Source organism: Kribbella sp. NPDC031520 (genome assembly GCF_055580825.1).
The window spans coordinates 149,594-174,191 of the sequence record NZ_JBVIKS010000001.1 but is presented as its reverse complement, the minus strand read 5'-3'; the positions used below and the strand labels follow the sequence as shown (position 1 = coordinate 174,191).

Annotated in this window: 27 protein-coding genes; 8 read left to right on the top strand and 19 right to left on the bottom strand. The window is 67.6% G+C overall.

Translation table 11 applies throughout. The features are described from left to right. Positions 1–10: 10 nt before the first annotated feature. Genes ACZ5BU_RS00825 through ACZ5BU_RS00810 form a run of 4 tightly spaced genes read right to left on the bottom strand, consistent with a single transcriptional unit; the run spans position 11 to position 2,748 of the window. Positions 11–1,009: a D-alanine--D-alanine ligase family protein gene (locus ACZ5BU_RS00825; protein ID WP_465694491.1), complete on the bottom strand. Its 999-nt coding sequence runs from the start codon at positions 1,007–1,009 to the stop codon at positions 11–13. A 28-nt stretch (positions 1,010–1,037) separates the two neighbouring features. Continuing rightward, positions 1,038–1,511 carry a universal stress protein gene (locus ACZ5BU_RS00820; RefSeq protein WP_465694489.1) on the bottom strand — a complete coding sequence of 158 codons (474 nt, stop codon included), beginning with the start codon at positions 1,509–1,511 and terminating at the stop codon, positions 1,038–1,040. Between the two features lie 4 nt (positions 1,512–1,515). Beyond that, positions 1,516–1,950: a MarR family winged helix-turn-helix transcriptional regulator gene (locus ACZ5BU_RS00815; RefSeq protein WP_465694488.1), complete on the bottom strand. Its 435-nt coding sequence runs from the start codon at positions 1,948–1,950 to the stop codon at positions 1,516–1,518. A 51-nt stretch (positions 1,951–2,001) separates the two neighbouring features. Continuing rightward, positions 2,002–2,748: an SOS response-associated peptidase gene (locus tag ACZ5BU_RS00810; RefSeq protein ID WP_465694487.1), complete on the bottom strand. Its 747-nt coding sequence runs from the start codon at positions 2,746–2,748 to the stop codon at positions 2,002–2,004. A gap of 60 nt (positions 2,749–2,808) precedes the next feature. On the opposite strand from ACZ5BU_RS00810, the gene ACZ5BU_RS00805 reads away from it, so the two are divergent. The 3 genes from ACZ5BU_RS00805 (at position 2,809) to rsrA (ending at position 4,474) form a co-directional block, all read left to right on the top strand. Next, the gene (locus tag ACZ5BU_RS00805; RefSeq protein WP_465694485.1) at positions 2,809–3,450 is read left to right on the top strand and encodes an alpha/beta hydrolase family protein; all 642 of its coding nucleotides are present in this window, start codon (positions 2,809–2,811) and stop codon (positions 3,448–3,450) included. 104 nt (positions 3,451–3,554) lie between these two features. Beyond that, a complete protein-coding gene (locus ACZ5BU_RS00800) occupies positions 3,555–4,199 on the top strand; it encodes a sigma-70 family RNA polymerase sigma factor (protein WP_465694484.1) in 645 nt (214 codons plus the stop codon). After that, positions 4,196–4,474, top strand: a complete 279-nt coding sequence (rsrA, locus tag ACZ5BU_RS00795) for a mycothiol system anti-sigma-R factor (RefSeq protein ID WP_465694483.1) — start codon at positions 4,196–4,198, stop codon at positions 4,472–4,474. Before ACZ5BU_RS00800 ends, rsrA begins: the two co-directional genes overlap by 4 nt. A 10-nt stretch (positions 4,475–4,484) precedes the next feature. Here rsrA and ACZ5BU_RS00790 read toward each other — a convergent pair whose 3' ends face one another. Then, a complete protein-coding gene (locus tag ACZ5BU_RS00790; RefSeq protein ID WP_465694481.1) occupies positions 4,485–6,953 on the bottom strand; it encodes an ATP-binding protein in 2,469 nt (822 codons plus the stop codon). 283 nt (positions 6,954–7,236) lie between these two features. Next, entirely contained in the window at positions 7,237–7,311 is a 75-nt protein-coding gene (locus ACZ5BU_RS00785) for a 50S ribosomal protein bL37 (RefSeq protein ID WP_369759046.1), read from the bottom strand. Between the two features lie 260 nt (positions 7,312–7,571). Between ACZ5BU_RS00785 and ACZ5BU_RS00780 the strand changes: the two genes are divergently transcribed. Together ACZ5BU_RS00780 and ACZ5BU_RS00775 are read left to right on the top strand one after the other, a co-directional pair. Further along, on the top strand, positions 7,572–8,933 hold the full coding sequence (locus tag ACZ5BU_RS00780; RefSeq protein WP_465694480.1) for an HD-GYP domain-containing protein: 1,362 nt from the start codon (positions 7,572–7,574) through the stop codon (positions 8,931–8,933). Then, positions 8,930–10,210, top strand: coding sequence for an HD-GYP domain-containing protein (locus ACZ5BU_RS00775; RefSeq protein ID WP_465694479.1), 1,281 nt, complete (start codon positions 8,930–8,932; stop codon positions 10,208–10,210). Before ACZ5BU_RS00780 ends, ACZ5BU_RS00775 begins: the two co-directional genes overlap by 4 nt. On the opposite strand, the gene ACZ5BU_RS00770 is transcribed toward ACZ5BU_RS00775, so the two are convergent. From ACZ5BU_RS00770 to ACZ5BU_RS00755, 4 genes are all read right to left on the bottom strand, one after another. Then, positions 10,172–10,819: a DUF5317 domain-containing protein gene (locus ACZ5BU_RS00770; RefSeq protein ID WP_465694477.1), complete on the bottom strand. Its 648-nt coding sequence runs from the start codon at positions 10,817–10,819 to the stop codon at positions 10,172–10,174. The genes ACZ5BU_RS00775 and ACZ5BU_RS00770 overlap by 39 nt on opposite strands. A 150-nt stretch (positions 10,820–10,969) precedes the next feature. Beyond that, positions 10,970–12,616, bottom strand: a complete 1,647-nt coding sequence (gene mctP / locus ACZ5BU_RS00765; protein ID WP_465694476.1) for a monocarboxylate uptake permease MctP — start codon at positions 12,614–12,616, stop codon at positions 10,970–10,972. Further along, on the bottom strand, positions 12,613–12,879 hold the full coding sequence (locus ACZ5BU_RS00760; RefSeq protein WP_387651420.1) for a DUF3311 domain-containing protein: 267 nt from the start codon (positions 12,877–12,879) through the stop codon (positions 12,613–12,615). Before ACZ5BU_RS00760 ends, mctP begins: the two co-directional genes overlap by 4 nt. 143 nt (positions 12,880–13,022) lie before the next feature. After that, positions 13,023–13,925: a DUF2785 domain-containing protein gene (locus ACZ5BU_RS00755; RefSeq protein ID WP_465694475.1), complete on the bottom strand. Its 903-nt coding sequence runs from the start codon at positions 13,923–13,925 to the stop codon at positions 13,023–13,025. 105 nt (positions 13,926–14,030) lie between these two features. Between ACZ5BU_RS00755 and ACZ5BU_RS00750 the strand changes: the two genes are divergently transcribed. After that, a complete protein-coding gene (locus tag ACZ5BU_RS00750; RefSeq protein ID WP_465694473.1) occupies positions 14,031–15,509 on the top strand; it encodes a sensor histidine kinase in 1,479 nt (492 codons plus the stop codon). 51 nt (positions 15,510–15,560) lie between these two features. Here ACZ5BU_RS00750 and ACZ5BU_RS00745 read toward each other — a convergent pair whose 3' ends face one another. Beyond that, the gene (locus ACZ5BU_RS00745; protein WP_130383822.1) at positions 15,561–15,812 is read right to left on the bottom strand and encodes a WhiB family transcriptional regulator; all 252 of its coding nucleotides are present in this window, start codon (positions 15,810–15,812) and stop codon (positions 15,561–15,563) included. Positions 15,813–16,275: 463 nt separating this feature from the next. Here ACZ5BU_RS00745 and ACZ5BU_RS00740 point away from each other — a divergent pair, with 463 nt between their 5' ends. Then, positions 16,276–16,611 (top strand): hypothetical protein, encoded by a 336-nt coding sequence (locus tag ACZ5BU_RS00740; RefSeq protein WP_465694472.1) that lies wholly within the window; start codon positions 16,276–16,278, stop codon positions 16,609–16,611. A gap of 12 nt (positions 16,612–16,623) precedes the next feature. Here ACZ5BU_RS00740 and ACZ5BU_RS00735 read toward each other — a convergent pair whose 3' ends face one another. The 8 genes from ACZ5BU_RS00735 to ACZ5BU_RS00700 all read right to left on the bottom strand — a co-directional run bounded on the left by ACZ5BU_RS00735 (position 16,624) and on the right by ACZ5BU_RS00700 (position 23,134). Then, positions 16,624–17,403, bottom strand: a complete 780-nt coding sequence (locus ACZ5BU_RS00735; RefSeq protein ID WP_465694471.1) for an RNA polymerase sigma factor SigF — start codon at positions 17,401–17,403, stop codon at positions 16,624–16,626. After that, positions 17,400–17,792: an ATP-binding protein gene (locus tag ACZ5BU_RS00730; protein ID WP_465694470.1), complete on the bottom strand. Its 393-nt coding sequence runs from the start codon at positions 17,790–17,792 to the stop codon at positions 17,400–17,402. The genes ACZ5BU_RS00735 and ACZ5BU_RS00730 overlap by 4 nt, the downstream gene beginning before the upstream one ends. A 95-nt stretch (positions 17,793–17,887) precedes the next feature. After that, a complete protein-coding gene (locus ACZ5BU_RS00725; protein ID WP_465696688.1) occupies positions 17,888–18,658 on the bottom strand; it encodes an amino acid ABC transporter ATP-binding protein in 771 nt (256 codons plus the stop codon). 5 nt (positions 18,659–18,663) lie between these two features. Beyond that, on the bottom strand, positions 18,664–19,641 hold the full coding sequence (locus ACZ5BU_RS00720; protein WP_465694468.1) for an amino acid ABC transporter permease: 978 nt from the start codon (positions 19,639–19,641) through the stop codon (positions 18,664–18,666). Between the two features lie 5 nt (positions 19,642–19,646). Further along, the gene (locus ACZ5BU_RS00715) at positions 19,647–20,558 is read right to left on the bottom strand and encodes an ABC transporter substrate-binding protein (RefSeq protein ID WP_465694467.1); all 912 of its coding nucleotides are present in this window, start codon (positions 20,556–20,558) and stop codon (positions 19,647–19,649) included. A 175-nt stretch (positions 20,559–20,733) separates the two neighbouring features. Continuing rightward, on the bottom strand, positions 20,734–21,483 hold the full coding sequence (locus ACZ5BU_RS00710) for an amino acid ABC transporter ATP-binding protein (protein ID WP_465694465.1): 750 nt from the start codon (positions 21,481–21,483) through the stop codon (positions 20,734–20,736). Further along, complete coding sequence (locus ACZ5BU_RS00705; RefSeq protein WP_465694464.1) at positions 21,483–22,298, bottom strand: amino acid ABC transporter permease; 816 nt, start codon at positions 22,296–22,298, stop codon at positions 21,483–21,485. Before ACZ5BU_RS00705 ends, ACZ5BU_RS00710 begins: the two co-directional genes overlap by 1 nt. Further along, positions 22,295–23,134 carry an ABC transporter substrate-binding protein gene (locus ACZ5BU_RS00700; protein WP_465694462.1) on the bottom strand — a complete coding sequence of 280 codons (840 nt, stop codon included), beginning with the start codon at positions 23,132–23,134 and terminating at the stop codon, positions 22,295–22,297. Before ACZ5BU_RS00700 ends, ACZ5BU_RS00705 begins: the two co-directional genes overlap by 4 nt. 200 nt (positions 23,135–23,334) lie before the next feature. Here ACZ5BU_RS00700 and ACZ5BU_RS00695 point away from each other — a divergent pair, with 200 nt between their 5' ends. After that, the gene (locus tag ACZ5BU_RS00695; RefSeq protein ID WP_465694461.1) at positions 23,335–24,537 is read left to right on the top strand and encodes an NAD(P)-dependent malic enzyme; all 1,203 of its coding nucleotides are present in this window, start codon (positions 23,335–23,337) and stop codon (positions 24,535–24,537) included. The last annotated feature ends 61 nt before the right edge of the window (positions 24,538–24,598 follow it).

Genomic DNA, 24,598 nt, shown 5'->3' with positions numbered 1-24,598 from the left:
TCCGCCGCCGCTACGTCTGCAGCAGTTGCTCGACGAGTTCGGCGTACCCGATGCCGGCGCCCTTCGCGGCGACCGGGACCAGGCTTCCCGGCGTCAGCCCGGGCAGTGCGTTCACCTCGAGGCAGTACGGCGTACCGGACGCGTCGCAGCGGAAGTCGGCCCGGGAGTACGACGTACCGAACCCGAGGGCCCGGTGCGCCCGGAGCGCCAGCTCCTGCAGCTGCTCGGCGAAGTGCGCCGGGATGTCGGCCGGGCAGATCTCCCGGACCGCGCCCGGCTGGTACTTCGCCTCGTAGTCGAACACGGCCGTGGTCAGCTCGATCTCGACCACGGGCAGGGTCGTCGTACCGATCACGGCGACGGTGAACTCCCGGCCGCTCAGGAACGGCTCGACGAGTACCTCGCCCTCGGCGCGCAACGCCTCCAGCGAGTCGACCTTGCGGACGGCCACGCTCGACCCGTCCGCGACCGGCTTCACCACCACCGGTCCGCGGGCCAGCAGGTCCTTGACCGCGACCGGAGGCTCGGGCTGCTCCGCCGAGTTGTAGAGCACCCGCGGCGGCACAGGCACGCCGGCGACTTCCAGCACGGCCTGGCAGCGACCCTTGTGCCAGGCAACGGCGCAGACGTCATGGCCCGCGCCGGTGAACGGCACCCCGGCCAGTTCGAGCAGGGCCTGAATGTGTCCGTCCTCACCCCAGCCGCCGTGCAGTGCGATGAACACGCGATCGGCCCGGCGAAGCTCCTCCAGGACAGGGCCGCCGGTGAGGGCGGCATACATCCGTTGCCGGAGTGCGGCGCGCTCCGACGGTGACGGAGGTACGGACGGCACGGGTACGGCGGCATCGTCGGCCGACACGCGTACCGAAAGGACTGGCTGCTCGGCCGCCGGGTCGATCAGCATCACCTCGTGGCCGCGCTCGGTCAGCGCCTTCGCGACTGCCCACCCCGACGACCGGGACACGTCCCGCTCCGAGCTCTCGCCGCCACACAGCACCACGACTCGCATGACATCAGAGTCTGCCAGGCGGTGGTCCTCAGGGAACGACCACGACGACCGGGGCGTCCTTGCGGCAGGTGAGGCGGTGGCCGAGCGAGCCGGTCAGGCGGTGCCGGCGTTTGGCGGAGCGGCCGACCACGAGAAGGCGGGCGTCGACCTGGCGGGCGACGTCGGACAGCGTGCCGATCGCGTCGCCGAACTCGCCGACGAAGCTCAGCTGTACGCCCGCCTCGTGCGCGCGGCGTACCGCCTCAGCCTCGATCTCGGCGGCCAGTTCCTGCTGGTTGTCCTGGGCGGCGGCGTAGTCGTACGGAACGCCGAGCGCCGCGGTCGGAGCGGAGAACGGCATCACGTAGACCGCTACCAGTTGGCCGTTCGTCCGCAGCGCCTCGCCGGCGGCCCAGGCGAAGGCGTCCCAGCTGGTGTCCGAGCCGTCGAGGCCGACGACGATCGCCGGTGATCCGAGGTTCTGGGGGATCGAAGTGCGCCGGGCTTCGGCTTCGTGGTTCATCAGGTCACCTCAACGGGGTGCGGCTGTCTTGGTCCTCGCCGGCCAGCTCGACCAGGCGGAGGATGGCCGGCGCCGCCGCGCGCAGTGCGGCGGCGTCCTGGTCGTCCAGCTTGTCGATCAGGTCGGTCAGCGTCGACGCACCGTCGGCCCGAAGATCACGGAGCCGGCGGGTGCCGGCGTCGGTGACGGCAACGAGTACGACACGGGCATCGGCGGGGTCCCGACGGCGCTCGGCCAGACCTTGCTCCACGAGCTGGGTGACCAGCGCGGTCATCGACGGCTGCGTCACCTCCTCGCTGACGGCCAGGTCGGTGAGCCGGCGCGGACCGGTGCGTTCCAGCGTCGAGAGTACGGACGCAGCGGTCAGGCTCAGCGTCCGCGGCCGCCGGCGAATCGCGACCGCGGCCAGCCCGAACAACGCCTCGCCAACCGTGCTCATACGATAAGTATAGGCACAGTTATATAGATTGCCCTATGTGATCTGCGCGGCTTACTCGGCATCCGCGAGTGGTTCGAGCAGCTCGGGGCCGTTGTTCTTCACGCTGTTGACGGCTGTGGTGATCGCGTAGATGTCGAGGCTGCCCTGCGGCGGTGGCGCCATCAGCGCGCGGATGTCGTCGACCTCGTTGAGCCGCGGGTCGAGCCACGCCTCCCAGTCCTTCTTCGCCACCGTCATCGGCATCCGGTCGTGGATGTGGCCGACGTCGTCGGTCGCCGTGGTGGTGATGATCGTGAACGTGATCAGCCACGCGCTGTCGTCGTCCGGCTCCTTCTCCTTGTCCCGCCAGAACTCGTACAGACCGGCCAGCGCCAGTACGTCGTCGTCCTTGCGGTGCAGGTAGAACGGCTGCTTGAGCGGCTTACCGCCCTTGCCGAGCTGCTGCGTCGGGAACCACTCGTAGAACCCGGAGATCGGCACGATCAGCCGCCGGCTCGCGAACGCCCGGCGGAACGACGGCTTCTCGTGGACGGTCTCGGCGCGGGCGTTGATCATCCGGCCGAGCTGCGGCGTCTTCGACCACGACGGTACGAGACCCCACTTCAACTGTCGGAGCTGCCGGACCGGCTCGCCCTCTTTGTCGTCGCGGGGCGGTCGCGCCAGCACGACCGGTGACAGTTTGGTCGGGGCGACGTTGTAGTCCGGTTCGATGGCCTGCTCGTCGACGTTCGTGGCGTCGATCTCGAACTCACCGAGCAGGTCTTCCCGGCTCCGGGTCGAGGCGTAGCGTCCGCACATTGCTTCAGTGTGCCCGTGTTCCGGGTTTCGTGCCCGCGCAGCACCGGTCCGGATGACAGGATGGGGCGGGTGACCGACGAACGGATTGTGGGAACGCCGCACGGCGAGGCCCGGATCGTGGCGCACCGCGCCCGGCGCCCGGTGGCGACGCTGGCGCTCGGTCACGGTGCCGGCGCCGGAATCGAGTCCGGTGACCTGGCCGCGCTGGCCGCCCGGCTGCCCAAGCAGGACATCAACGTGTTCCTGATCGAACAGCCCTGGCGGCGGGCCGGCAAGAAGCTGGCGCCGGCGCCGAAGGTGCTCGACGAGGCGTGGATCGCGATCGTCGGGCAGCTCCGGGTCCGTACTCCGCTGGTGATCGGCGGGCGGAGCGCCGGCGCCCGGGTGGCGTGTCGTACTGCCAGCAGCTTGGGAGCTTCCGGCGTACTCGCCCTGGCCTTTCCGCTGCACGCGCCGGGCAAACCGGAGAAGACGCGGGTCGACGAGTTGCAGGGCACCGGGCTGCCGACGCTCGTCGTCCAGGGCGAGCGGGACCCGTTCGGTACGCCGGACGAGTTCCCGCCGCTGACCGAGATGGCCGTCGTCCCGGACGCCGATCATTCGTTCAAGGTGCCGAAGCGGGCCGAGCTCAGCCAGCAGGAGACGTACGACCTGCTGGTCGAAGCTGTGTTCGAATGGGTCGGCCGCGAAGTGTCCGGCTGACGGTCGGGAATGCCCCTGTGGCCGGTCGTGTTGTGACGAACATGATGGCGACGAGGGAGGCTCCGGCGAGAACCACGGGGAAGACCCCGGTATTCTCGATCACGATGCCCACTCCCACCACGACCGAGACTCCCGAGCAGCGCACCGCGCGGTTCGAGCGCGAAGCGCTGCCCTTCCTGGACCAGATGTACGCCGCGGCGATGCGGATGACGCGGAACCCGTCCGACGCCGAGGACCTCGTACAGGACACCTTCGCGAAGGCGTACAGCTCGTTCCACCAGTTCACGCCCGGCACCAACCTGAAGGCGTGGCTGTACCGGATCCTGACGAACACCTTCATCAACGGGTACCGGAAGCGTCAGCGGCAGCCGACGCAGTCGCCGACCGAGGAGATCGAGGACTGGCAGCTGACCGCTGCCGAGTCGCACACTCCCGGTGGGCTGAAGTCGGCCGAGGCGGTCGCGCTCGAGCACCTGCCCGACTCCGACATCAAGTCCGCCCTGCAAGCCATCCCGGAGGACTTCCGGCTGGCCGTGTACCTGGCCGATGTCGAGGGCTTTGCGTACAAGGAGATCGCCGAGATCATGGGTACGCCGGTGGGTACGGTGATGTCACGGCTGCACCGCGGCCGGCGCCAGCTCCGCGACCTGCTCGGCGACTACGCCCGCGACCGCGGCCTGATCCCGGACGACAGCACGGACGCGGCAGCGTCGAGCACCGGCGAAGCTGCGGAGAAGGAGGAGTCGTGAGCTGCGGCGAGCACCACGACGTCGACTGCGGAGAGATCCTGCAGCGGGTCTACGTCTTCATCGACAACGAACTCGAGGACGCCAGTTCCGAGGAGATCCGCCAGCACCTCGAAGAGTGCGCCCCCTGCCTCGACGAGTACGACCTGGAACGCTGCGTCAAGAAACTGGTCCACCGCTCCTGCGGCTCCGACCACGCCCCCGACGCCCTCCGCCAGAAGATCCTCCTCCGCCTAACCCAAATCCAAATAGAAACGACGATCACGACCACCGACTGACCACCACCGGTCAGAGCGAGTAAGGGATGACCTCGTAACCGCCGGTTTCGCCACGGTGCAGTTTTTCTAGTAAGCGGCGGGCATCCGCCCGATAAGGCTCGGGCGCATTCTGGAGCAGCGTGAATGCGATGTTCAGATGTTCGCCGGCTGCGCGCGGATCGTCACGGGCCGCGTCGATTCGAGCCAGCTCGAGATACAGCCGCCCTTCCCGCTCGGTATCCCGGGCGATTCGCGTCGTCAGCAGACCCGCCGCAACGTGTTCGGCGGCGGCGTCGAATTCGCCGCGGGCGGCGTGCGCGACCGCGAGAGTGTGATGACACTCGGCTTGAAACGTCGCGTCGCCGGTCTGCTCGACGATGCGCAGGCCACGTCGTGCCAGCTGGATCGCGTCTTCGTGCCTGCCCACCTGAACATGTGCGAACGCCGCGTTGATACAGCGTTTGAAGACGGATCGCGTGTCACCGTTCTGCTCGGCCAGCGCGATGCCTTCCGCAAACGCCTCGTCAGCCAGGCCGAAGTTGCCTGAGCGGTCGTAGAGCACCCCCACCGCGGTCAGTGCGACTCCCTCCAATGTCGTGTCACCCAAGGTGCGGCTCAGCGAGAGAGCGATCCTGCCGTAGGCCAGCGCGTCGTCGATCTGCCCTTCGAGACCGAGCAAATACGCCAGGGACGAGCAGCAGCGTGCCTGGCCGGCGGAATCGTCGATCTCGGAGAACATCCGCAGGGCTGTGCGGATGGTGCCGATCGCGGTGCTGACGGCGTCGTTCTCCGCGTCCGGGATCGCGCTGTCGTGCTGTAGCCAGGCGGCGGTCGCAGGCCGGTCATGCCGTTGCGCGAGTGCGGCCGCGCCGACACTGAGCTCACGCATCTCCTGCCAGCGCCGCCGGGACTCGTTGTAGCCGAAGAGGGCAAGCGGCAGCTCGGCAAGCAGCACACTGTCCGAGTGGCCCGACTGACGTATCTGCCGGAAGCGGTCCATGAGGTTCCGCTGCTCTGCGTCCAACCAGCGCAGAGCCGACTCCCTGCGTCCGAAGCTCGGGACCAGGCCGCTGACTCCGGTCGTTGCCAGTGGCAGTCGTGGATTGGTCGGATGCGTGAGGGTCTGTACACTCCAGCCTGCCTCGGCGTAGTACCGGAGAACCCGGAGCAGAGCGTCTTCCCGCTCGACGGGGGAGGTGCTCTGCTCGGCGATCTCCCGGCCGTACGCGCGGATGAGATCGTGGAAGCGATAGCGCGAGGGGGCAACGGACTCGAGCAGGTTGAGATCGACGAGGCGCTCGACGACGGCATCCGTCTGCCGCAGCGGGACATCGAGTAGCGCCGCGGCGACCTGGGTCGTGATGTCCGAGCCGTCCGGGACCGTCAGCAGCGGCAACGCGCCGGCGGCCTGCCGGTCGAGTTCGCGGTCACTGGTTTCGAGGAAGTGCACCGAGCTGGCGATGCTGGCGCGGACCCCGGTCTCGTCGGAGCCGAGGCCGTCCAAGCGCCGTTCCTCATCCTGCAGCAGATCGACGACGTGCTGGATGGGCCACGTCGGGCGGGTGGCCAGACGGCCTCCGACGAGACGGATGGCCAGCGGTAGCCGGCCGGAGTACGAAGCGAGGCTGCGGGTGGCGTCGGGCTCGGCTGCTACCCGGCTCGCGCCGATGACACCGGCCAGCAGGTCTACGGACTCCGACTCCGAGAGTGCGTCGAGGAGGATCTGCCTGGCGCCGTGCAGGTTGGCCAGGGAGCCGCGGCTGGTGATGATTGCCGCGGAGCCGGCGTGGCCGGGCAGCAGGGGCAGGACCTGGGCTACGTCGGCGGCGTTGTCCAGCAGCAACAACACGCGGCGGCCGGCCAGCTCGGAGCGGAGCAGTGCGGTGGCTTCGTCGACGTCGTCCGGGATCGAGCTGACGTCCGATCCGAGTGAGCGCAGTAGATGGCGTTGCGCGTCGACAGGGGAGACCGGTTCGCCCGGGCCGTAGCCGCGGAGGTTGAGGTAGAGGTTGCCGTCCGGATAGCTGCCGGCCAGTTTGTGCGCGGCATGGACGGCCAGAGTGGTCTTGCCGATTCCGCCCATGCCGGTGATGGTCACCAGACCGACGGTCGCGGGGCCGTCGCCGGTCGAATCGCGAAGTACCGAAAGGATTGCGTCCACCTGGGCCGCGCGGCCGGTGAAGTCCGGCGCGGCCGGAGGTAGTTGCCATGGGGTCGGAACCTGATCGGTGGCCGGATCCTTCGAGGCGGTCCGCGGGGTGCCGAGTTTGCCCCTGGCAACGGTGCGGAACCGGTCGGCTTCGGCCGGTGTCAATGCAAGCGCTTGGGTGAGGGCGCGGACCGTGTCGGCGCGCGGCCGGCTGCGGGTGCCGCGTTCGAGGACGCTGATGGCTTGTTCGCTCAGGCCGGCCCGCTCGGCGAGGGCGGCTTGGGTGAGGCCGGCGCGAGCACGGAAGGTACGGAGCAGCTCGCTCAGTGTCGGCGCTGCCGGCTCGCTCACTTCCCACCCTCCTCGGACCCGGATATCGGTCAGTACCGGAAACTTCCGGAGCCAACTCTAGGGGGATCCGCCGACGGGCGTCGGCAGTTGTCCACAGCCCTGCCGAGATCCAGGCGGAGCAGTTGCCGAGCCGGCCAACGAACGTTTGAAATATAGCGTTCGGTGCGCGGCCGGAAACTCTCCGAATACAAACCTCTGATATGAGTGGTCTGCTGTAAAGCTGTGACCAAATCGCAAAGACCCCGGATTTCTCCGAGGTCCTCGCTGTCTGTAGCCGCCTGGGTCAGGCGTTCGGGCGCTTGCCGTGGTTAGCGCCCTTCTTCTTGCGTGCGCGGCGCTTCCGGCCGGTCTTTCCCATTCCTAAGCCTCCTTGAAACAACTGCAAAGAGTCACAGTCTCTCATACCATGCCGGGTTCCCTCAGATGGCCCGGCGGGTCACGGTTGGGCTTACAGTGTTTCGGCGCAGCTTGCGTGAGCAAAATTCAGACGAGTCAGTATTGCGCTGTCTGCCCCCCTGGATCCGCCTCCCGGCGGTTCCAAGACTACGCCGCTGATCGGAGGTGGCCTATCATGCATGGAGACGACTGGGAGTGGTGACCCTGACCTGAAGGCGCGGGATGACGAAGACGCTGCACCGTTCGGCGCTACGCCTGTTGGTTTCGGTTGTCGCCATCATTGCCCTTGCCGTCTGGGTTTACGCGCTGAGCCACTTGACGGACTATTCCACGGTTGTTCAGTTGTGCGTCGTCGTCCTGGCGGCGAGCACTCTTCGCTTTCCACATGGTCCTGCGCGCGGTGCCACGCTGGCATCCATCGTGACCAAGTCCGTGTACGTTATTGCCGGCCCGGCGGCTGCTGTCGTGGTTGCCGGTGTAGGTGCTCTGATGCAGCCGCGAGACGTTCCGCTGATGAAGCGGGTTCACAACACATCGCAGCGGATTCTCTCGGCAGGCGGCGGTGCTGTTGCTTACCTGATACTCAACGCCCCGACCGGCGATGCCGCGCTCGCCCATGCTCCGCAGGCGATCCTCGGTGTGACCGCCGCGGGCATTGTGCATCAACTGGTGAATGCCGTGTTGATGTGCATGGTGCTCAGCCTCGAGCGCGGCGTGAAAGTTGTGGTCTCGTTCTTCCGTGAGGTCGTCGCGCCGACCGCGCTGCCGATGCTCGGTTACGGGCTGCTCGGGGTCCTGATGGCCGTCGTCTGGCTGGGCGGGCTCGGCATCCTGGCCGGCCTGCTCGTGATGGTGCCACTGATCGTCGCGCGATGGGCGCTCACGCAGGACGAGGCCGAACGCGCGGCGCAGGCGGCCGCGATGCGGGCCTTCATCGAAGTCATCGAGACGAAGGACCTCTATACGCGCGGTCATTCGGAGCGGGTCAGTCGCGGCGTGGGCATGCTGGGACGCCACCTGCGACTGCCTGCGGACCGGCAGCAGGCGCTTGAGCATGCCGGGCTGCTGCACGATGTGGGCAAGGTAGGCGTGCCCACCAGCATCATCCGCAAGCCCGGCCGTCTCGACGACACGGAGATGGACGCGATCCGGCTGCATCCGGCGCGGGGCGTCGAGCTGATCGGGAACATCCCGTTCCTGGAAGAGGTCAAGTCCGCGGTCCTGCACCACCATGAGAAGTACGACGGCACCGGCTACCCGGCAGGTCTCAGCGGATCCAAGATCCCGTACTTCGCCAGGATCATCGGAATCGTGGACGCCTTCGACTCGTTGACCTCGACCCGCTCCTATCGACCGGCGCGGAGCGTCGAGGAGACGCTCGCGATCCTCGTGCAGGATCGCCTGACCCATTTCGATCCCGCTCTTGTCGACGAGTTCGTGCAGGTCATCAGAACGCGCGGATGGCTGGCAGCGGCCGAGGAGCAGCCGGCCCCGGACAGCAACGTCGATGCCACGATCGACCACGACGACCTGAGTCTGGGCAGCGGCGGCGGTGCGTCCGGCTCAGCGGCGGGGCCGAGATGAGCGAAGCAGCGGAAACAACCGGTGACTCAAGGGGACTCGGTACCGGCGTGGTGATCATCGGCGCGGGCACGGTGCTCGGGTTGATCGCGCTGCTGATGACGGTGCGTCGCGGTGTGACCGACTGGCCGTACGTCGCAACGTTCGGGCTGCTGATCGCGATCGGCGAGATGGTCCAGTTCAAGGTCGACCGCAGCCGCAACCGGGCGCCGATCGCGACCAGCGCGGCGCTCGCCTATGCATTGCTGCGCGGATCGACGCTCGATGCCGTTCCTCATGTCGCGCAGGTGATGGCGGTCACCTGGTTGGCCACGACGGCCGGATTGGTACCGCGCGCGATTGCCGGACTGTCCGCGGACCTGGTCGTCGGCAACCGCCGGTTCATCTCGGTTGCCTGCGCTGCGGTGGTCTTTGCCGGAGTCCTTCCCGACGACCTGAACTGGGACCACTCCTGGCAGCATGCTGTCCTACTGCTGCTGGCGATGCTGCTCGCTGTGCTGAGTGCCGGTGTGATCGATGCGCTTGTCGGTGCCGGTCAGACGACCGAGCGACTCGGTATGTCGTTCCCAGCAGCGCTCCGCGACGAGTTGGTCATGATGGGGCAGATCGGTATGGCCATGGCCCTCGGAGGCGTGCTCCTCGCGGCAGGTGCCTCGTTGATCGGGTTGTGGGCCGTGCCGCTTGTGGTGGTGCCGCTGTTGTTGACGCAGTTTGCGTTTCGGCGGTTTGCTTCGGCTCAGCGGACTTATCGGACGACGGTTCGGTCGATGGCTCGGAGTACGGAGATTGCCGGGTTCAGTAGTCCGGGGCAGAATGCGCGGACGGCTGCGCTGGCGGTGGCGATCGGCAACGATCTGGGGTTGACGCCGGGGCGGATGGAGGCGTTGGAGTATGCGGCGTTGTTGTCGGGGGTGGGGCAGTTGGCGTTGGCGGATCCCAGTCCTGGTGGGGCGTCGCTGCTCAGGACTCGGGAGGAGCGGCGGCGGGCGGCGGAGATCGGGGCGGCGGTGATCGAGCGGTCCGGGGTGCTGGATCATGTGGCCGAGATCGTCCGGCACTCCAACGATCCGTACCGGCACGGGCGGGCCAACGACGCGTCGATTCCGGTGGAGAGCGGGATCGTGAACGTTGCCCTGGCCTACGAGCAGCTGGTGGGGGAGGGGTCGGGGCAGTCGCCGGACAAGGCGATGGAGTCGATCGGGCTGGGCATCGGCGCGGAGTACGACCCGGTCGTGGTCGAGTCACTCCGGCGGGTCGTCGGGCGAGGGTTCAGGTTCTGAGAGTTCGCGGCTGGCCTTCTCCGACAGGTGCAGCAGGGCGGGAGTACCGGCGCACGGCTCGAGGTCGTCCCAGATCGGCGCGGTCGTTGCCGGTACGCGGCCCTGCGCGCCCATCCCGGCGTACAGCAGGAGACCCGCGCCGGCGGCGATCAGTACGTCGCCCGGGCTGATCGCCTGCCCGAGTCCCGGAAGCGCCACGGGTACGACGTCTCCCAGCCAGGGCAGGCGCGTCGTCGCGTCGGCGAGCTCGTGCCGCGCGTCGGTGATTGCGGCATCGCCTACACCGGCGCGTTCCAAAGCTTTCAAGGACACCGGCATCGCCCCGTTCAGGGCGACGACGACCGCGTTGCTGAAGAACCCCAGGGCCAGCAGGCCGACGCCCGGGTGCCGCAGGTTCATCCGCAGGAAGACCCCGATGCAGACCGCGGATCCGATCAGCCCGACCGGGTACGCCGCACCGCCGAAGAGCGAGCCGAGCAGCTGGCCGATGGCGGCCGCGGCCAGCCAGTGCACGCCGGTCAACGTGTTTCCGGCCAGGTTGCCGAGCCGGCCGCCGGTCGCGAGGGCCGCCCCGGCGGCGAGCACCATGACGAGGAGGACCAGCAGCACGTGTGCGATTCTGCCCAATCAGTAGTCCGAAACCGGGCAAGCTGACCCCGCAGCGTGTCGACGTAACCGCAAAACGTAACGCTGCCGGAACAAAGGAAGGGCGGCGGCCCCGAAGGACCGCCGCCACCGGAACTGCCTGCCACGAAGGCGTCAGGGCTTGACCGCTGCCGCCCCGCCCTCCTCGATCACGTCCGCGACCCCGGGGTCGCCCCGGTCCGCGGTGTAGTCCGACGGGTGCGTGGTGTCCTGCCCGTCCGCGACCTTCAACGCCCGGAGCACCAGCGTCAGCACGACCACGACGATCACGTTCAGCACGAACGCGGTCAGCGCGATGTACGCCTGCGTGTCGGTGAACGGGATCTTCGCCAGCGAACCACCGAAGTGCTTCTTGGTCGCCGGGTTCACCACGTTGTACGCCGAGATCGTGCCGAACACCATCGCCACCGCCCAGCCGCCCAGCAACGCGTACTTGTGGAACCAGCGGGTGTACAACCCGACCACGATCGCCGGAAACGTCTGCAGGATCCAGATCCCGCCGAGCAGCTGCAGGTTCAGCGCGATCGTCTTGTCCATCGCGAGCACGAACACCAGAGCGCCGACCTTCACCAGGAGGGAAGCGATCTTGGAGACCTGGGCCTCCTGCTTCGGTGTCGCCGACGGCTTGATGAAGGCGCGGTAGATGTTGCGGGTGAACAGGTTGGCCGCCGCGATCGACATGATCGCCGCCGGTACCAGCGCGCCGACCGCGATCGCCGCGAACGCGATCCCCGCGAACCACGACGGGAACTCCTGGTCGAACAGCCGCGGGATCGCCAGCTGCGGGTTCGCCAGCCCGTCCAGGCCCTTCACGTTGACCTTCGCCTTGATCGCCATGAAGCCGAGCAGTGCGAGCAGACCCAGCAGCAGCGAGTACGCCGGGAGGATGGCGGCGTTCCGCCGTACGACGTTCCGCGTCTTCGTGGACAGTACGGCCGTCACCGAGTGCGGGTACATGAACAGCGCCATCGCGGAACCCAGGCCCAGCGTCCAGTAGGACACGTAGCCCGCGTTGGCCGGGATGAACGACCCGGTCGGCTTGCCGGTCACCGGGTTCGGCTTGGCCATCTTCTCCTGGGCCGCGCCGAAGATCCCGTGCCAGCCGCCGAGCACGTGCGGCAGGTAGAAGATCGCGACCAGGATCACCACGTAGATCAGGAAGTCCTTGACGAACGCGATCATCGCCGGCGCCCGCAGACCCGACGAGTACGTGTACGCCGCCAGGACCGCGAACGCGATCAGCAGCGGGAGGTCCTTGGCCAGCGTGTTGTTGCCGCCGAGGCCCATCGTCTCGAAGACCGCCTGCATACCGACGAGCTGCAGCGCGATGTACGGCATCAGGGCCAGGATGCCCGTCAGCGCCACCGCCAGCGAGAGCGCCTTGCTGCCGTACCGGCCTTGGACGAAGTCGGCCGGGGTCACATACCCGTGCCGGTGCGAGACCGACCACAGCCGAGCCATGAAGATGAACACGATCGGGTACGCCACGATCGTGTACGGCACCGCGAAGAACCCGCTGATCGCGCCGGTCGCGTACATGGCGGCCGGTACGGCGATGAAGGTGTACGCGGTGTACAGGTCACCGCCGAGCAGGAACCAGGTGATGAACGTACCGAACCCGCGGCCGCCCAGACCCCACTCGTCGAGGTTGTCGAGCCGGCCGGCGCTCCGCCAGCGGGCCGCCATGAAGCCCATCACGGTGACAGCGGCGAAGATCACCACGACGATGATCAACTGCACCCAGTCGACCTTGGTGTTCACTGGTCACCCTCCTTCTCGGGGTCACCGAGTCCCTGGGCCGCGCGCCGTTTACGCTCCTCGGCTCGGACCAGGCGGTAGCTGATACTGACCAGAATCGCGGACAGGAAGACCCAGAGCAGCTGATACCAGTAGAAGAAGGGGAACCCCCACAGGTGCGGGTCCTTCTTGGCGTACGTCGGCACCAGCAAGGGCACCACGATCGCCACCAGCAGGAGTACTCCGGAGATCCAGTACGCGGGTTTGACCGCGGACAATCGGGACACAGCAAACCTCCTCGGGACACAGCAGGCGCACCGGAGCACGCTACCGTTCGTCCGCACGAGCGACCAGACCAACGGGGCAGTGCACGGATAACGAAAAGGCACGGTTCGTTGCCCGAGGCACAGGCCGACGTCGCGCCGGCGCCCTAGGTGGTCGCTGCGGGGCGGTAGATGTACGGCTGTGAGGCCTGTACCGCCTCGGTCAGCATCAGCAGCATGTCCGCGCGGGCCTCGATCGGGCGGCCGAACAGTTCGTCGTCGCCGGGGATCGGGAAACCCTTCACCCCGATCGCGAGCTGGCTCAGCAGGACGTGCAGGACGCCGCGGGCGTTGAAGACGTTCGGCGACGGCCACTCCGGCAGCGTCTCGTGCATCAACGGCTGCTGGCCGGCGGTCGCGGCGATCGGCTTCAGCCAGCGCTCGAGCTCGTCGCTGGTCAGCATGTTCCGGTGCAGGATCGTCATCACCGCATGCGCGACCCGGTCATGTTCCTCGTGCACCCAGCGGTACGGCGTGTCCTTGACGATCCGGTCCGCGAGCACGTCGAGCAGAGCCCGCAGGACGCCGGCGTCGCAGTGCCGGGAACGCGCCAGCGCACCGATCGCGTCGGCGCCGTGGGCAACGGCATGCGCCCAGCCGCAGTCCTTCACGTAGCCACGCAGGTCGCGCTCGCGCAGCAGCCAGGTGGCGAGCCGGTCGCCCCAGCGCATCACCACCTCGTCGTGCACCAGAAACTCAGCGTTGTCGCGGTGGATCACCTCCGCCAGCGTCAGCGCAGTGAACGAGCGGCGGAAGACTGTGTCGGTGCCGTCCTCACCGAGCCCGTAGTTCAGCCCGGCGCAGAGGCCGTCACCGAATCCCGGCAGGAGGTCGTCGTACACCCCGCGCTCCAGCCAGGTGGCCAGCGTCGGGTAGGCCAGGGCGTCACGCACCTGGGGGTTGGTGCTGGCCAGACCGCGGACGAGCTCCTCGGTGAGTTCGGTCAGCGTACGGTCGTGCGGTACCGCGTAGTCCGCGGCCATCACGTCCTGCCAGTACGTCGACTCCACCCGAGCATCCTTTCACTAGTCGCTGATCAATCAACACCCACACCCACCCACTTGTCGAGCGAACCACCGCAGCGGCTGGTATAAGCCAATCGATACGATCGACCCGTGCCGTCTTTGACCGATGTGGCGCGCAACCACACCACGCTCGACCAGGCCGACCTGGACCGCCTGCAGCTGCTCGTCTCGGACTGGCAGATGCTCGCCGACCTGTCGTTCGCCGACCTGGTGCTCTGGCTCCCGGACACCGAGGGGCTGGGGTTCTGGGCCGGTGCGCAGATGCGCCCGACCACCGGACCGACCGCGTACCTCGACGACATCGTCGGCAGCTTCATCCCGCGCGGCCGTCGGCACCTGCTGGACCAGGCGTACGACGGCGGCCGGATCTGCCGCGAGGGCGACCCGGAGTGGCGCGACGACGTACCGGTCCGGGTCGAGACCATCCCGGTCCGGCGGGGTTCCCGGGTGATCGCGGTGATCGCGCGGAACACCAACCTGCTCGGCGTCCGGACCCCGTCCCGGCTGGAGATCGCGTACCTGCAGAGCGCGACGGACCTGGCCCGGATGATCACCGACGGGGTCTTCCCGTACGGCGGGGAACGCCTGCTGTCCACCACCCCACGCGTCGGTGACGGCTGTATCCGGGTCGATCGGCACGGAATGGTGACGTTCGCCAGCCCGAACGCGTTGTCGGCGTACCGGCGGATGGGGCTGGTGACCGACCTGGTCGGCTCCCGGTTGAAGGACGTCACCGCCGAGTTGCTGCAGTCCGGGCACAAGGTCGACGACGTACTCGCGTCGGTGGTCACCGGACGGGCCGCCAAGGAGATCGAGATCGAGAACTCCGACGCGACCCTGTTCCTGCGCGCGATCCCGCTGCGCTCCGACGGCCAGCACGTCGGGGCGCTGATCCTGCTCCGGGACGTGACGGAGCTGCGCAGCCGGGAACGGGAGCTGGTCACCAAGGAGGCGACCATCCGGGAGATTCATCATCGCGTCAAGAACAACTTGCAGACGGTCGCCGCGTTACTCCGGATGCAGGCCCGGCGGATCACCGTTCCGGAAGGACAGGACGCACTGGCCGAGGCGGTCCGCCGGGTCGGCTCGATCGCGATCGTGCACGAGACGCTCTCGGAGTCGTTCGACGAGCACGTGGACTTCGACGACGTCGCCGACCGGGTCGGTGCGATGGTCGCGGACGTGTCGACGGTCGCGACCGTGGTCGAGACGCGGCGCAGCGGGTCGTTCGGCGTCCTCGACTCGGAGATCGCGACGCCGCTGGCGATGGTGCTCACCGAGCTGATGCAGAACTCCGTCGAGCACGCGTTCGGTGGCCGGGACACCGGAGCGGCCAGCGGTTCGATCGAGCTGATCGCGGAGCGTTCGGTCGGCCGGCTGCACATCGACGTGGTCGACGACGGTCTGGGCCTGCCGGACAACTTCGACTCCGAACTGTCCGGCAACCTCGGCCTGTCCATCGTCCGCACGCTGGTGATCGGCGAACTGGACGGAACCCTGGAGTTCGGCCCCCGCCACGACGGCAAGCCCGGCACCCAGGTGATCCTGGACATCCCAGTAAAAGACTAGAAACACAAAGGCCCCGCGGTGCTTTCCGCGGGGCCTCGAAGGAGGACTTGCTCAGGCGGTGCGGATGCGTTGGCGGGCGTTGCGGCGCTTCAGAGCGCGACGCTCGTCCTCGCTCAGGCCGCCCCAGACACCGTGGTCCTGGCCGGCTTCGAGCGCCCACGCCAGGCACTGCTCACGCACGTCGCAGCGTCGGCACACCTGCTTGGCCTCCTCGATCTGCATGATCGCGGGCCCGGTGTTACCGATGGGGAAGAACAGTTCCGGGTCCTCGTCGAGGCATACGGCCCGGTGGCGCCAATCCATGGCGGATCCCATCTCTCTCAGTAGTTGACGTATGCTGACGGGTAGGTCTGTGCCCAATCAGCGGTGCTGTACTCGTCGGTTCGTGGGGCACGGGGGGTTAGGTGCCGCGTCTGTTGTGAACGCTTTCACGAACGAGACCATGTTCCCAATCTTGGCGGACCGAAACAAGGGTTATGCAGTTGTCGATCCGATCACAACGCTTCCTTAACACTTCGAACCGGCGCGCAGCGGCGCTGCCCATCCGGTTATCGGACGAAGCGGCCCATCTGCGAGTACCCGTTCACTGCAGGTAACCGTTCCAACCATCTTTTGGTTACGCAGAACCTCAAATCCCTGTGGGGCCGAGGTTCGCGTCACCCCCGGGTCGCGGCACTAAGCTGGCGAAGTGCCGACCGACTCCCCAGTTGCCGCCGTCCCGAGACCGCTCAAGTTAGCTGCGGCAGTGGTCGCTGTGGAAGGGCTTGTGCTCATCGTTCTCGGAATTGCCCAAGCCTTGACGATCGACGGCTCCCGCTTGGTCCTCGGAGTGACCACGACCGCGTTCTTCTTGGTGTACGGCGTGGGTCTCGTCTTCGTCGCCGTACGTGGTCTGTGGAAGGCCGCGCGCTGGAGCCGCGGGCCGACGGTGTTCACCCAGCTGATCCAGCTGCTGGTCGCGTACAGCCTGTGGAGCGGCGGTACGAAGCCGGTCGCGATCGGCCTTGCCGCACTGGCCGTCGTGATCCTCGTCTGCATCTTCCAGAAGGCCTCCACCGAGGCCCTGACCGCTGGTGACTCCAACGATCACCCGGTGCTCTGAGCACCTACCTGCCTACTCCTTCAACAGCCCGGCCCGGAGTTCGGTGAGGGTGCGGGCGAGCAGGCGGGAGACGTGCATCTGGGAGATGCCGATCTCCTCGGCGATCTGGGACTGGGTCATGCCACGGAAGAAGCGCAGCGTGAGGATCCGCTTCTCCCGGGTGTCGAGCTGGGCCAGCAGTGGCTTCAGTGACTCCCGGTACTCGACACTCTCCAGCGCCTCGTCCTCGCCGCCGAGGCCGTCCAGGACCGTCGTGGCGTCGGTCTCGTTCTGATCAGGAGCGTCCAAGGACAAGGTGTTGTAGGCGTTCGCGGACTCCAGGCCCTCGATCACCAGGTCCGGCGAGAGCCCGAGCCGTTCCGACAGTTCGGCGACCGTCGGCGCACGGCCGAGTTCCTGGGTCAGCTCCGCGGTCGCGGCGGTCAGCGACAACCGCAGCTCCTGCAGCCGCCGCGGAACCCGGATCGCCCAGCCCTTGTCCCGGAAGTACCGCTTGATCTCGCCGAGGATCGTCGGGGTGGCGTACGTCGAGAACTCGACGCCGCGCTCGGAGTCGAACCGGTCGATCGCCTTGATCAGCCCGATCGTCGCCACCTGGACGAGGTCGTCGTACGGCTCGCCGCGGTTCCGGAACCGCCGGGCCAGGTGCTCGACCAGCGGCATGTGCAACGCGACCAGCGCGTCCCGCGCGGCCGGGTACGCCGGATCACGCGGACCACCCGCCATCTGCTGGAACAGGCCCGCTGTTCGGGTCCGGAGATCAGGAGATTCCTGAGTCTGTTCGTCGCTCACAGGATCTCCGTGGCGGTGGCGGTGGCCGTCACGGTGATGGTCAGCCGGCCGTCGATGGTCTCGGCGGCGGCCGACTCCACCAGCGCGGTCAGCACGGTCCAGCCGAACGACGTCGTGTCCGGACGCCAGCCGTTCGGCACGACGGCACTCGTACGCACGGTCAGCTGCGGCGGCGCGATCTCGAACACGCATTCCAGCACGCCGTCCGCCGACTGCGGCAGCAGCAGCGCACACGCCTCGTCGACGGCGATCCGCAGGTCGTCGATGGCGTCCAGGGTGAAGTCGTTGCGGGCCGCGAGGTTACCCACCACCGACCGCGGCACGGCGATGTACGCGCTGTCCGCCGGGATGCTCAGGCGAACCTCGGCGGCTCCTGCGCTGCTGCTCACGTCGTCTCCCTCGTATCGACCCACCACGCCGTACATCATCCAACCTCAACGCGATCGATGCACGGCGAACGGGGCCGACCGAGGGAGAAAACGTCCTAAGGGTGTTCGTGTTCCGAGCGGAGGCGGGTGAGGAAGGCCTGGGTGCGAGAGTGTTGCGGGTTGCCGAGGACGTCCTTGGGCGGGCCGGCTTCGACGACCACGCCGGCGTCCATGAACACGACCGTGTCCGCGACGTCGCGGGCGAACGCCATCTCGTGGGTGACCACGATCATCGTCATCCCGTCCAGCGCGAGCTCACGCATCACCGCGAGCACCTCACCGACGAGCTCCGGGTCGAGCGCCGACGTGGGCTCGTCGAACAACATCAGCTTCGGCTGCATCGCCAGCGCCCGGGCGATCGCGACCCGCTGCTGCTGACCACCCGACAACTGCGCCGGGTACGCGTTGCAGCGGTCCGCGAGGCCGACCCGGTCGAGCAGCTTCATCGCTCGCTCCCGGGCGCCCTTCTTGGCCTCACCCCGGACCTGTGTGGGCGCCTCGACGATGTTCTCCAGCGCGGTCTTGTGCGGGAACAGGTTGAACCGCTGGAACACCATCCCGATCTCGCGCCGCTGCGCCGCGATCTCCTTGTTCTTCAGGCGGTACAGCTTGCCGTCGCGGTCGGCGTACCCCATCAGCTGGTCGTCGACCCAGATCCGGCCGCCGTCGATCGTCTCGAGCTGGTTGATGCAGCGCAGGAAGGTGGTCTTGCCGGACCCGGACGGGCCGAGCAGACACACCACCTGGCCGCGTTCGACGTCCAGGTCGATGCCCTTCAGCACCTCGTTGTGGTGGAAGGACTTGGTCACGTTGACCGCATGCACCAGGGGCATCAGGCACCTCCCGCCCCGGCCGGCCGGGCAGGCCTCGGCTCTCGGGGCGCCTTGGTCCCGAAGCCGCGACCGAAGTGCCGCTCCAGGAAGTATTGGCCGACCATCAGCACACTCGTCGCGGCCAGGTAGTACAGCGTCGCCGCGACCGCGATCGGGAACGTCTTGTAGTACGTGCTGCCGATCGACTGCAGCTGGTAGAACAGCTCGCCGAGGACCGGAACGGCCAGCAGCAGCGAGGTGTCCTTGAGCATCGCGATGGTCTCGTTGCCGGTCGGCGGCACGATCACGCGCATCGCCTGCGGCAGCACCACCCGGCGCATCACCTTGCCGCTGCTCATCCCGAGCGCCTCGGCGGCCTCGGCCTGGCCCTTGTCGACGCTGAGGATGCCGGCCCGGGCGATCTCGGCCATGTACGCCGCCTCGGACAACCCGAGCCCGATCACACCGGCGGTGATGCCGGTGAAGACCTGGTTCGGATCCAGGTGCAGGAACCGCCAGTCGCCGGACAGCCCGAGCCAGTCGATGATCTTCCAGTCGAACGGAACACCGAGGTTGATTCCGCCGCTGTCGCTGAACAAGATCCCGAGGGTGCCCATCGTGAACAGCAGGATGTAGCGCGGGATCGCGCGGAAGAACCAGGTGAAGACCCAGGACACGCCGGCCAGGATCGGGTTGTCGGACAGCCGCATCACGGCCAGGACGACACCGCCCGCCACGCCGACGATCATCGACAGCACGGTGACCAGCAGCGTGCCCTTGAGGAAGCCGTTGATCACCGGCTGCTGGTTCATCGCCTGGAAGACGAAGCTCCAGTCGAACGCCTTGTTGGTCACCAGCAGGTGCACGAGCATCGCAGCCAGGATCGCGATCACGGCGATCGCGATCCACCGGCCCGGATGCCGGACCGGCACGGCGGCGATCGCCCCCGGCCGTTCGGCAGCCGGTTCGGCCGGGCGGGTTTCGGTGTCAGTAGCCATTCAGATCACGGGTTCACGGCGAAGGTGGTGATTGCGCCCGAGTCGTTGTTCCACCTCTGGAGCGTGCTCTTGTAGGTGCCTTCGGTGTTCAGCTCCTGCAGAGCCTGGACGATCGCCTGCGCGAAGGCCGTCTGCGCCTTCGGGATCACGTAGCCGTACGGCGCCGCGTCGTAGATCTGACCGGCCTGCTCGAGCTGGCCGTTGGTCTGCTTGATCGCGTACAGCACGACGGGGGAGTCGGCCAGCATCGCGTCGGCCTTGCCGCCGACGAGGTCCGCGGTCGCCTGGTCCTGCTTCTCGCGGACCACGAGGTTGATCGCCGGCTTGCCGGCCGCCTTGCACTTGGCCTGGCGCTTCGGCATGTCGTCCTCGAGCTGCGTCGTACCCTTCTGCACCGCGATGGTCTTGCCGCACGCGTCGTCGGGGTTGATGCCCTTCGGGTTGCCCTTCTTCGTCGCCCACAGCGTGCCGGCGTTGAAGTAGCTGACCATGTTGACCTGCTGCTTACGCTTGTCGTTGATGGTGAACGACGAGATGCCCATGTCGTACTTGCCGCCCTGGACACCGGTGATGATGGTGTCGAACCCGGCCGGCTGCCAGTCGACCGTGACGCCGAACTTCTGCGCCACCGCGTTGAACAGGTCGACGTCCATGCCGACGACGGTCTTGCCGCCCTGCAGGAACTCGTTCGGCGGGTAGCTGGCGTCCACGCCGACGACGATCTTCCCGGCGGCCTTGATCTTCGGCGGCAGCGAGCCGCTCAGGTCCGGTCCGCTGCTCGACGGTGCGCTGGAGGGGGCGCTCGACGGAGCAGTCGACGGCGACGAACCGCCGTTCTCGAGGGAGTTCGAACCGCAACCGGCGGCTGCCAGAACCAGGACGCCGGACAGCACCAGCGTCCTCCGCAGGACAGACATCTAAGTCCTCCAAAACCGGGCACCGGTCGGCCCGGTGCCGTGTGTCCGCATCTTGACACAACGACCTGCGGACAGCGCACGGACCAACCCGGAACAGAGACCTATTCGTAGTCTGACCGCAGCCACGCTGCGTATCCGTCGACCACCCGGACACGCAGCGTGACTGAGAGCGTCCTCAGGTGTCCACGTGCGTCGGGTCCAGGACCCGGCGCAGGAAGGTGCGGGTGCGCTCCTCCTTCGGGGCGCCGATCACGTCGGCGGGCGGGCCCTGTTCGACGATCACGCCGCCGTCCATGAACACGACGCGGTCCGCGACCTCGCGGGCGAACGCCATCTCGTGGGTGACGACGAGCATCGTCATCCCGTCCAGTGCGAGCTTGCGCATCACGGTCAGTACGTCGCCGACCAGTTCGGGGTCGAGCGCGGACGTCGGCTCGTCGAACAGCATCAGCGCCGGGTCCATCGACAGCGCGCGGGCGATCGCCACCCGTTGCTGCTGACCACCGGACAGCTGGGCCGGGTACGCGTCGATCTTGTCGCTCAGCCCGACCCGCTCCAGGTTCGCGCGGGCGACCCGGTCGGCGTCCGCCGTGGTCCGTTTCAGAACGGTGCGCTGGGCAACGGTGCAGTTCGCCAGTACGGACAGGTGCGGGAACAGGTTGAACTGCTGGAACACCATCCCGATCTGCTGCCGGGCCGCGTCCAGGTGACAGTCCGGGTCGGTAATGTCCTCACCGCGGACGATCACCTGCCCTTCCTGCGGCGTCTCCAGCAGGTTCACGCAGCGCAGCAGCGTGGACTTGCCGGACCCGGACGGGCCGATCACGCAGACCACCTCGCCCTGCTCGACGGTGAAGTCGATACCGCGCAGGACGTGGTTGCTGCCGAACGACTTGTGCAGGTTCTTGATCTCCACCAGTGCCATCAGCGGGTCCTCGCAGTACGGGCCTCGAGCCGGCGGGCGAGGATGCCCAGCGGCAGGGTGATCACCAGGTAGCAGAAGCCGCAGACCACGATCGGCGTCAGGTTCGAGTCCGTGTTCGCCAGGTCGCGGCCGAAGCCGGTGAGTTCGTACCTGTCCGCGGCGACGCCGATCATGAACACCAGCGACGAGTCCTTGACCAGCAGGATCAGGTCGTTGGTCAGCGGCGGCAGCACGATCCGGAACGCCTGCGGCAGCACGATCTTCCGCATCGCCAGCCCGGCCGGCATGCCGAGCGAGCGGGCCGCCTCGACCTGCCCGCGCGGTACCGCCTGGATGCCGGCCCGGATCACCTCGGCCATGTACGCCGACGCGACGATGCCGAGCGCCAGCCACACCACGCCGTACGGGTCCCAGGGGATCGTCAGACCCGGGAACGCCAGCGGCAACAGGCTGAACGCGATGAACACCACGATCGCCGGCAGCCCGCGGAAGAACTCGATGTACGCGGTCGCGATCCACCGGTACGGGCCGACCTGGCTGAGCTTCATCAACGCCAGCAACGTTCCGCCGCACAGGCCGATGACGAACGCACCGGCCGTGTACTCGAGCGTCTTCACCAGGGCCTGCAGTACGCCGTTCTCGAACGTCGACTTGATGAACTCCGGCCGGAAGAACACGCTGGCGATCTGGTGCCAGTTCGCCGTGAACACGGCGGTCACGACCAGGACGACGAGGATCGCGTACTGGATCCAGCGAGAGCGCTGGGCCCGCTGCCGCGGGCTCAGCCCCTTTCGCTCAACGGTTTGTGTACTCACTTCTTCGGCTCAACCCCGAACCACTTCTTGTAGATCTCGTTGTACTTGCCGTCGGACTTCGCCTTGGCCAGCAACTCGTTGAACTTGGCCACCAGTTTCGGGCCGCTGCCGTCCTTCAGCGCGCCGAACCCGTACTGCTCGCCGGTGTTGAACTCGGTGACCACGGCCATGTCCGGGTTGTCCTTGACGAAGTCGTACAGCACGCCGTTGTCGTTGATCGCGGCATCGACCCGGCCGGACTTCACGTTGTTCTCCTGCAGCGCGAGGTCGTTGAACGGGATCACCGTGTAGCCGTTCGCCTTGGCGTTCTCGTCGGCGTACTTCTTACCGGTGGTGTCGGCCTGCGCGCCGATCTTCTTGCCGCGCAGATCGGCCAGCGACTTGATCCCGGAGTCCTTCTTGGCCATCAGCACCTGGGTGGCATCCATGTACGGGTCCGTGATGCTGATCGCGGCCTGGCGGGTCGGCGTGATCGTCATCGCGCCCATGCCCATGTCGCACTTCTTCGCCTGGAACGCGGCGCCCGAGGTGATCTGCGACCACTCGATGTTCACGACGTCCTGCTGAACGCCCAGGTCCTGGGCGACCAGGTCGAGCAGGTCCACGTCGAAGCCGACGACCTTGCTGCCGTCCTTGAACTGGAACGGCTTGTACGGCAGGTGCGTGCAGACCGTCAGCTTGCCGGACTTGACCAGGGTGATCCCGGCGGCCTTGGCCTTGTCGTCTGATCCGCTGCTGCCGGAACCGCCGCCACAGGCGGACAGGGCGAGCGCAAGTACGGCGACCGAGGCAGCTGCCTGCACCCGGCGCTTGCGGAGAGTGGGGACGATGTTCATCGCGGATTCTCCTCGACAGGGGTTGTGAATCCCCGATCCTGACATACGCCGGGACGATGTGGGGCCTCTCACAGCAGACCAGTGGGGCATGTGGTTTACTCGTGCCAGACGGGTGACCCCCTGGCAACGGCGCCGTTCGACGCACCCTCATCGAACGCCCACCACTTCACGTTCCGCTCGATTTCCCGAAGGGTCCCCGCATGGTCGCCCAAGCTGTTGAGTCTCCCGTTCCCTCCGATCAGTACGCCGGTGACGCTGTCTTCGAGCTGCACCGCGGCGGCAAGATCGAGGTCACGTCGTCGATCCACGTGCGCGACGCCGACGATCTCTCCAAGGCGTACACGCCCGGCGTCGCCCGGGTCTGCACCGCGATCGCCGAGGACCCGTCGCTGGTCCGGCGCTACACCTGGAAGTCCAACGTGGTCGCGGTCGTCACCGACGGCACTGCTGTACTGGGGCTCGGTGACATCGGCCCGGCCGCGTCGCTGCCGGTGATGGAGGGCAAGGCGCTGCTGTTCAAGGAGTTCGGCGGCGTCGACTCGGTGCCGATCGCGCTGGACTGCACCGACGTGGACGAGTTCGTCGAGACGGTGGCGCGGATGGCGCCGACGTTCGGCGGGATCAACCTCGAGGACATCTCCGCGCCGCGCTGCTTCGAGATCGAGCGCCGGCTGAAGGAACGTCTCGACATCCCGGTCTTCCACGACGACCAGCACGGTACGGCGGTCGTCGTACTCGCGGCCCTCCGGAACGCGCTCCGGGTGACGGGCAAGCGGATCGAGGACATCCGCGTGGTGATCTCCGGCGCCGGTGCGGCCGGGGTCGCGTGTGCGCGGATCCTGCTCCAGGCGGGTGTCGGCGACCTGGCCGTGGTCGACAGCAAGGGCGTCCTGCACGAGGACCGCCCCGACCTGAACCCGGTGAAGCTGTCCCTCGCGCGGGACACGAACGCCGGCGGCCTGTCCGGTCGACTGGTGGATGCCCTGGCCGGTGCGGATCTCTTCCTTGGTGTCTCCGGCGGGACCGTGCCGGAGGAGGCCGTCGCGCAGATGGCCGACAACGCAATGATCTTCGCCCTGGCGAACCCGAACCCCGAGGTCCACCCGGACATCGCGCACAGGCATGCCGCGGTGGTCGCCACCGGGCGCTCCGACTTCCCGAACCAGATCAACAACGTGCTGGCGTTCCCCGGCATCTTCCGCGGCGCCTTCGACGCGAACGCGTCCCGGATCACGGAGGGTATGAAGCTGGCCGCCGCCGACGCGCTGGCGGGCCTGATCGCGGAAGCCGACCTCCGGCCGGACTACATCATCCCGTCGCCGTTCGACGAGCGCGTCGCGCCGGCGGTCTCGGCCGCGGTCGCCGCCGCGGCGGTGGCCGACGGCGTCGCCCGTCCTGCCTGACCTACACCTCAGAACGTCCCGGTGACGCTGGTTACTGAACATGCAGGTCTATGGCACCTAG

Coding starts and splice junctions, on each gene's coding strand:
- ACZ5BU_RS00805 (WP_465694485.1), top strand. CDS start 2,809: ATGGGGCGGGTGACCGACGAACGGATTGTGGGAACGCCGCACGGCGAG.
- ACZ5BU_RS00820 (WP_465694489.1), bottom strand. CDS start 1,511: ATGAACCACGAAGCCGAAGCCCGGCGCACTTCGATCCCCCAGAACCTC.
- ACZ5BU_RS00700 (WP_465694462.1), bottom strand. CDS start 23,134: ATGAACATCGTCCCCACTCTCCGCAAGCGCCGGGTGCAGGCAGCTGCC.
- ACZ5BU_RS00780 (WP_465694480.1), top strand. CDS start 7,572: ATGACGAAGACGCTGCACCGTTCGGCGCTACGCCTGTTGGTTTCGGTT.
- ACZ5BU_RS00745 (WP_130383822.1), bottom strand. CDS start 15,812: ATGGATTGGCGCCACCGGGCCGTATGCCTCGACGAGGACCCGGAACTG.
- ACZ5BU_RS00775 (WP_465694479.1), top strand. CDS start 8,930: ATGAGCGAAGCAGCGGAAACAACCGGTGACTCAAGGGGACTCGGTACC.
- ACZ5BU_RS00695 (WP_465694461.1), top strand. CDS start 23,335: ATGGTCGCCCAAGCTGTTGAGTCTCCCGTTCCCTCCGATCAGTACGCC.
- ACZ5BU_RS00715 (WP_465694467.1), bottom strand. CDS start 20,558: ATGTCTGTCCTGCGGAGGACGCTGGTGCTGTCCGGCGTCCTGGTTCTG.
- ACZ5BU_RS00825 (WP_465694491.1), bottom strand. CDS start 1,009: ATGCGAGTCGTGGTGCTGTGTGGCGGCGAGAGCTCGGAGCGGGACGTG.
- ACZ5BU_RS00810 (WP_465694487.1), bottom strand. CDS start 2,748: ATGTGCGGACGCTACGCCTCGACCCGGAGCCGGGAAGACCTGCTCGGT.
- ACZ5BU_RS00800 (WP_465694484.1), top strand. CDS start 3,555: ATGCCCACTCCCACCACGACCGAGACTCCCGAGCAGCGCACCGCGCGG.
- ACZ5BU_RS00720 (WP_465694468.1), bottom strand. CDS start 19,641: ATGGCTACTGACACCGAAACCCGCCCGGCCGAACCGGCTGCCGAACGG.
- ACZ5BU_RS00710 (WP_465694465.1), bottom strand. CDS start 21,483: ATGGCACTGGTGGAGATCAAGAACCTGCACAAGTCGTTCGGCAGCAAC.
- ACZ5BU_RS00815 (WP_465694488.1), bottom strand. CDS start 1,950: ATGAGCACGGTTGGCGAGGCGTTGTTCGGGCTGGCCGCGGTCGCGATT.